This is a genomic window from Fructobacillus sp. EFB-N1, from assembly GCF_001038455.1.
GTDB classification, from domain to species: Bacteria; Bacillota; Bacilli; order Lactobacillales; family Lactobacillaceae; genus Fructobacillus; species Fructobacillus cardui.
In genome coordinates, this window is sequence record NZ_LDUY01000039.1 from 1 (window position 1) to 5,569 (window position 5,569).

Annotated in this window: 7 protein-coding genes; all 7 read right to left on the reverse strand. The window is 35.6% G+C overall.

Going from position 1 to position 5,569, the window contains the following annotated elements; translation table 11 throughout:
• Nucleotides 1–41: 41 nt before the first annotated feature.
• Nucleotides 42–1,250, reverse strand: a complete 1,209-nt coding sequence (locus tag FEFB_RS07740; RefSeq protein WP_053068995.1) for a flippase — start codon at nucleotides 1,248–1,250, stop codon at nucleotides 42–44.
• A gap of 106 nt (nucleotides 1,251–1,356) precedes the next feature.
• Nucleotides 1,357–2,313, reverse strand: coding sequence for a glycosyltransferase family A protein (locus tag FEFB_RS07745; RefSeq protein ID WP_047975673.1), 957 nt, complete (start codon nucleotides 2,311–2,313; stop codon nucleotides 1,357–1,359).
• A gap of 27 nt (nucleotides 2,314–2,340) precedes the next feature.
• Nucleotides 2,341–3,237, reverse strand: coding sequence for a glycosyltransferase (locus FEFB_RS07750; RefSeq protein WP_053068996.1), 897 nt, complete (start codon nucleotides 3,235–3,237; stop codon nucleotides 2,341–2,343).
• Between the two features lie 45 nt (nucleotides 3,238–3,282).
• Entirely contained in the window at nucleotides 3,283–3,792 is a 510-nt protein-coding gene (locus tag FEFB_RS08370) for a glycosyltransferase (RefSeq protein WP_082131958.1), read from the reverse strand.
• On the reverse strand, nucleotides 3,735–3,992 hold the full coding sequence (locus FEFB_RS08375; RefSeq protein WP_053068998.1) for a hypothetical protein: 258 nt from the start codon (nucleotides 3,990–3,992) through the stop codon (nucleotides 3,735–3,737). The genes FEFB_RS08370 and FEFB_RS08375 overlap by 58 nt, the downstream gene beginning before the upstream one ends.
• A 9-nt stretch (nucleotides 3,993–4,001) precedes the next feature.
• Entirely contained in the window at nucleotides 4,002–5,054 is a 1,053-nt protein-coding gene (locus FEFB_RS07760; protein WP_047975674.1) for an EpsG family protein, read from the reverse strand.
• Between the two features lie 28 nt (nucleotides 5,055–5,082).
• Nucleotides 5,083–5,569, reverse strand: a 487-nt coding sequence (locus FEFB_RS07765) for a glycosyltransferase (protein ID WP_047975675.1), incomplete at its 5' end; no start/stop codon positions are given.

The window sequence follows — 5,569 nt, forward strand, 5'->3', positions numbered from 1 at the left end:
ATTCTTTGGGTTTTTATTTTAAATTTTCTCGTTCGAATTAATTATAGAATCTGCCGAATACAAAAAATTAGGTAAGAAACTACGAGACCCTCACTTAACAGTGTCGCGTATACCGTTCCATAGACACCAAATTTTAAAATCAAAAGATAATTAAAAGCGATGTTACTCAAAGCGCCGATAACGGTTGACCAAATGTATTCATAAGTCATATCAGCTGGAATTAAGTACTGACTTGTGATTGCCACACTCCACGAAATAACAATAATCGCTGGGCTCTCGATAACAATTAATTTGGCCACCGCACCGTAACCAGGTCCAAAGAAAATTGGAACAAATTTTGTTGACACAATCATCAACCCAAGTGCTAACGGAATGGCTATTCCATTAATAATCTCAAAGGCCTCTTTCATATACCGCTTAACACTACTGTTCTTTTTTTCAGCAATAAGGTGGGAAATCCGTGGTGATAAGGCAGTTGAAATGGCTGATACAAAAGTCATTCCAAGGCGAACAATACTGTCCGCCGAACTAAAAAAACCAACCGCTGTTACGGTGTCCATCATCCCTAAAATTGTCTTATTAGCAACGAGATACAACTGCATACCGATTTGCGGAATAAATAACAGCAATGCAGGTAAAAAATGTTTTTTCACATTCAAATGGCTAAAAGGAATTTCTTGAATTTCTTTTTTCAAAAATGGTATCAAAGCTGCATTTCCTGCCAATGAGGAACCACTGGTAATAATGACATAGATGAGCGTGTCAGTCGCATGCTTAACAAAAATAAAAATCAGCACAAGCGAAGCCAGCTTAATCAAAACATTTCGTGTCACACTTTTTTGAAAGTCTTCAATGCCAACAAAGTACCATGACATATCAAACATAACCGCAACCAGCGATAAAGCCTGCGCCAGCATTAGCGTACGCAGATCACCCGCAAAGGGCAAATACAATAATAGCAACAGACAGGATACTGTCGTGGTGAAAATTTTTAAAATCGTGATTTCCCAAAAAACTTGTGATCGTTTTTCAGAATCTTCTCGAACATAAGCAATTTGACGGCTACCATAGGCATCAATCCCCAAATTAGCCAGTAAAACAAAATAAGAAATCATGGAATTTGTATAAGCATACACCCCTAGTCCGTGTGGCCCCAAAACACGTGAAATATAAGGCATCGTAACCAACGGTACAATGATTAACAGTACCTGATAACTCATATTATAAATATAATTTTTGATTACTTTCATCTTCTACATCCACTCTTCATACGGATAAGCCAATAGTATCTCTTCAAACAGTGACAGATGATTTCACTATTAATCAGACAAACAAAGTTTTTGCTTTATAATGCTCTTAAATAAAAAAACGATTGAGTTTTGTCACCATCACTAAGTATTTCATCATTCGAACTGGAGGTAATAACATTACCTTTACCAATCGCTCTTTGTTAAAAATTGTTAGAATCTCTAAAAATTGAGATCGAGCAAAGTGATACTCCTTACTCCCCCTTCGTTTTAGCTTCCGGACATCTGCAAACCGATAAGCTAAAATTAAGGACCAATGCAAACTAACTAATTTTTCGTCATAAACATTATGACGATTCAAAAAATCAATTAAGTATTGCTGATTACTGTATGAACAATCAAATTCATCTCCATGAAAGCTAGTAGTAGCAGTTCCCTCACCATAAATCATGTAGCGATAGGTGACAACATCAGTTAGCGAGACGGAGTCAATCAAGTCAAAATACTGCATATTGAAGAGAAAATCTTCTCCCATTCGTAGCTTAGAGAATCTCAATTGCTGTCTTTTTAAAATTTTGGCATCATAAACCTTATTAAAAACAGAAAATAACAGTTCACTATTATATAGTGATGAAAAATTTTTTAAAAAATCAGAATATTGATATTCAACATTTTTCCACTGGTGATGACTAATTAATTGATTTTGCTGAGCATCGATTAAATCAAATGCCATAATACCCAAATCAGCCTTTTTTATAACGTTGGCTCCCTCTGCTACAAAATTGGGCATAATCTGATCATCAGGATCAACAAACATTAAATATCGACCCTGAGCTTGGCCAATTCCCGTATTCCGGGCTGCACCAACACCTTGATTGTTTTGACGAATATACCGATAAATCAGCTTGTCATCATCAATTTGATTAATGATTTTCTGCGGATTATCCGTTGAACCATCATCAACAAACACCACTTCAAAATCGCTAGCTGTTTGTTGATAAAACTGTCGAATCAAAGAATCTAAAAATCGAGCATTATTATAAACTGGTACGACTACCGTAATCATTTCTTTTCCTTTATAGATAAAGTGGCACTAATTTTTTCGCAAAAAAAGACGATAAAGAATTTTGCGTACGAATACCGGTGAATATGAAGTCAATAAAGAGCCCAAAATGGAAAATAGGTATTCTTTTTTCGCAATATAGCCTGTGCGAAGTAATTTTTTCCGAAAACTAATATATTTTCGCACATACTCCGCTCCCCCTCGTCTTTCGTACATCGATTCAGGCGCACGCATAAAAACCAAATTTTTCGCAACATTTTTCGCTTTTTGACCCTGTGCCAACATTCGAACAAAAAGATCATAGTCCTCAAAATGCTGAATATCAGCATAATTACCGGCCTGAATCACTGACTCCTTTTTGTACATAACACTTGGATGATTAAATGGGGACCTCATCTTTGAAAAGTGATCAATATCCGTTGCTGTACTGGGCACGGTTCGATGGGTTTGAATTTCATAATCATCATTAAACTCGGCTATATTACTTCCTAAAATATCTAATTGGGCATCCTCACAAAAACACTGAAGTTGTTTCGCAAAACGGTCTTCGGTTGACAGATCATCTGCATCAACACGAGCAATGATTTCAAATTTAACAGATAGAACACCCTTTGCAGCCGTGTAACCCAAACCTTGGTTTTTTTGATTACTGATATGACGCAAAATATGGGGGTATTTTTTAATTAAAAAATCTATAAATACAACCATATTCTCATGGACTGGCCCATCCTGCATGATTAAAATTTCAGCCGGTTTAACAGTATTTTGAAAAACACTTTTGACCGCCATCATAAAATGATTCAAATCATCATGAATGTAAACTGGTAAAAGTGCTGTAAAATCAGCACACGACTTTCGATACTCTTCTTCAATAGGCCATAAGTAATTTTCGATTTCATTAACTAAAACTTTAATATCAGTGCTCATTGCAGTCTATTCCTCTCACTAAAATAGATTTTTCTATCGCTAAGCTTAAATTCCTCTTAAAAAGTGATTGAGGTTATAAAAAAATCGCACGAATTTCTTGTTACTATGGCGCCTCAAGGCAACACTTAGCCATGCCCTTATACGAACTTTATTGGCCACCCACGAAGCCTCAAATAGATGAATTGAAATGCTATTTTTTCCCGGATTGACCAGTAACTTTCCCGGATAAAAATGTATGAAATTATTAACAACTTGCTCGTGACCGTCCCACTTAATCTGACCATAATGGTCCATAAAGTATTCCGTAATCAAAATTGTATTGGCATACTCATTCATCCTTTTAACGTTAAAAATCAAATTTTTATAAATTGTATTCATCATATCCAAAATGATAACATTGCCCTTTTGACTACCAATGATTGAGCTTGCAATTATTTTTTCCTTTTCAAAAGTCAGAAAAAAATCATTTGTTAATAAAGGTTCAAATCCTTGATAGGCTACCATGTCTGTATCCAAATAAATACCACCATCTTGATAAAGTGCATATAGTCGAATATAGTCTGAAACAAAGGCATATTTTTTTCTTTGTAGGCTTGCTCCACAAAGGAATTACAAGTGACATCGAAATTGTTCTCATTCCACTCTTTCAACTCAAAATCGGGATTACATTTTTTCCAAGTTTTAATGTTTTTAACAACGCTTGCCGGCTTTTTACCTTTACCTAGCCATACATAATGAATTATTTTTTCAATCATGGTACCTTCTCACATGAAATATGGGGTTATTTTCAACCAATCAGGGCGATAAATCAGAACAATCACAAAGTAAAAAATAAAAATGGCTCCAACCAGGACATTTAGTATTTTTCTTAATTTTTCATCCTGGAGTTTAGCAATCGCATTCGGCACTAAAACAATTTGAGCAAAGAGAAATACCATGGCAACGCGATCAAATCCGTTGAATACAAAAGAAATAGTATATACACAAATGGCCAGTAATAACATCCAGCGATTGGTGTTCACCGACTCAGTATGACTCTTATCCATTGATGCAATAATCAATAGCAATAGCGACAGCGAAATGTTCATCATGAGCGCTATTTTAACACTGAGATGACCAATACTATTAGAATAATAAGAATATGATGGTATATATTTCAAAAGAACCGTAAAAATAGTGGTAAAAGAAATCGCCACAATAATAGAACCAATTACCGCCATCACAGCCTTTTTTGTCGTAAAACGATAACGTTTTAACCACATCACCAGCAAGAATAAAATGGCTGATCGATGGAAAAGAAAAGCAATGAAAATCCATAAATATGGTACCCACCAGCGACAACGACTATCTAACGACAATACAGCCAGCATTAAGAAACCAACCGCCATTGATTGCCTCATGACATTCATTGATTGTGGAAAATAAGTCATAGTAAAAAAGAGCAAAAAAGAAAGCGTCGGATTTAATGACTCCCTTTTTATGTAAAATGCTAAAGGCACGTACACAATGATTGCCGAAGATAGCAATAAGAAACGCGGATTATCAGTAAATCCCGCCACTAATTTCACATAATCTAGAAAGCCAATTTCAAAGCGGCCTGAGAATAGATTGGATAATGAACTATCCCAATAACGACCATTTACAATGCCATTAAAAAGGTCAACATAACTGCCCGTATCGGTGCCTAACAAAAGAGCCCTCATGCCTACTAATAGTATCAGACTTAACGTAATGACGAATAAGTATGTATTTCTTAATCGGTTTTGAATCAATGAAAGGATACTGATTTCACCGATTACCAGTAAATAAATGCCCATATAATATCCTCAAAATTTTGTTGGTCTATCAGGATAAATAAATCTCTTCCCATTTGGCGACAGAACTATCAATTAGAAAACCCTTTTTTAAAAACTGCTCTTGAACATTCTGATTATCAATCCTACTTTGTGTGATTAGAATCGCTTCTACCCACGATTTAATGCTTTCTTTGTCTGGTTGTACTGAAAGAAAAGTTGTCTTCGTAATTTTTAACTGATGTGAAATAGTATCAGAAACAATGATTGGTAGACCATTTGCCTGGGCCTCAATCCCAGCCATTGGCAATCCTTCAAACAACGATGGCAGGACGAATAAATTCATGGCAGAGTAATAATTTTTAATCTTTGGTGTACTATCTAAGATGATGACGTTATCTGTTAGACCGGCTTGTTGAATCGCTTGTCGAAAACCTTCTTTCTCAGGGCCATCACCGATAAAAAGAAAATGAAAATGAGCATTTGACCTGTACCCCAAAAGTTGAAGTAAATATTTAGACCTAGCTGGCCAGTTGCCG

Bases quoted from the DNA above. Each gene is read 5' to 3' on its own strand.
- FEFB_RS07740 (WP_053068995.1), bottom strand. From the start codon at position 1,250: ATGAAAGTAATCAAAAATTATATTTATAATATGAGTTATCAGGTACTG.
- FEFB_RS07745 (WP_047975673.1), bottom strand. From the start codon at position 2,313: ATGATTACGGTAGTCGTACCAGTTTATAATAATGCTCGATTTTTAGAT.
- FEFB_RS07750 (WP_053068996.1), bottom strand. From the start codon at position 3,237: ATGAGCACTGATATTAAAGTTTTAGTTAATGAAATCGAAAATTACTTA.
- FEFB_RS08375 (WP_053068998.1), bottom strand. From the start codon at position 3,992: ATGATTGAAAAAATAATTCATTATGTATGGCTAGGTAAAGGTAAAAAG.
- FEFB_RS07760 (WP_047975674.1), bottom strand. From the start codon at position 5,054: ATGGGCATTTATTTACTGGTAATCGGTGAAATCAGTATCCTTTCATTG.